This window comes from Acidovorax sp. HMWF018 (assembly GCF_003061035.1).
Classification (GTDB): Bacteria; Pseudomonadota; Gammaproteobacteria; order Burkholderiales; family Burkholderiaceae_C; genus Acidovorax; species Acidovorax delafieldii.
In genome coordinates this window covers 1-770 of sequence record NZ_QAIM01000574.1, presented here as the reverse complement: position 1 = coordinate 770, position 770 = coordinate 1, and the positions used below count along the sequence as shown (strand labels likewise).

1 protein-coding gene is annotated in these 770 nt (G+C 72.9%); it reads right to left on the bottom strand.

Annotation, left to right across the window (positions count from 1 at the left end; genetic code table 11):
- A partial coding sequence (locus tag DBR23_RS24540) for a PHB depolymerase family esterase (protein WP_199227795.1) occupies positions 1-770 on the bottom strand: 770 nt, incomplete at both ends.

Here is a 770-nt window from a genome sequence, read left to right as displayed (position 1 = left end):
TGGCAGGGCTGGGGCGTCAGCGGCATGGTGGGTCGCCGCACCGGGTTTGGCCCCGTTCTTCATCGCCGACAGTGCGCCCATCACGTTGTGCGCGGCACCCGCCTGCAGGCCGAAGTGCACGCCCACGGCCGCAAACAGGTCGGGGTATTCGCGGCCCAGCAGTGCGGCCATGGCGCCGCCGGCCGACAGGCCCGCCACGTAGACGCGTTGCGCATCCACCGGGTGGCGCGCCATCACATCCCGCAGCATGGCCACGATCAGAGCGGGCTCGCCGCTGCCCCGGTGCTGGTCGCCAGGGCGAAACCAGTTCCAGCAGCCGTTGGGGTTGGCGCTGTGGGGTTGCTCGGGGTACAGCACCAGAGCGTTGGCGGGCGCGGCTGCGTCGTTCATGCCCGTGCCAGTCGCAAAGTCCACCGGGTTCTGCGTGCAGCCGTGCAGCATCAGCACCAGGGGCATGGGGGTGCCTGCCGTGGCGCCCGGGGGCACGTACAGGTGGTAGTGGTGCGGGTTGTGCCGAGCGCCCGGGTGGGTGAAGGCCACGCGGGTGAAGCCCCCAGGGGGCTCCGCCAGCGGGTGGTGGCTGGCGGCGGGGCGTGGTGTGGTCGTGGGCTGTGCCTCTGCGGGCGGAGCGTGGGTGCTGCGGTCGATGACCACGGCGTCTTCCACCTCTTGCGCGGTGTGGGCACTGCGCCAGCGGGGGGCGTTCCCTGCCGTGGGTTCGGGCTCGGGCGCGTGCAGCGGGGGGGCGCTTGTGCTGGCGGGTGCGGGAG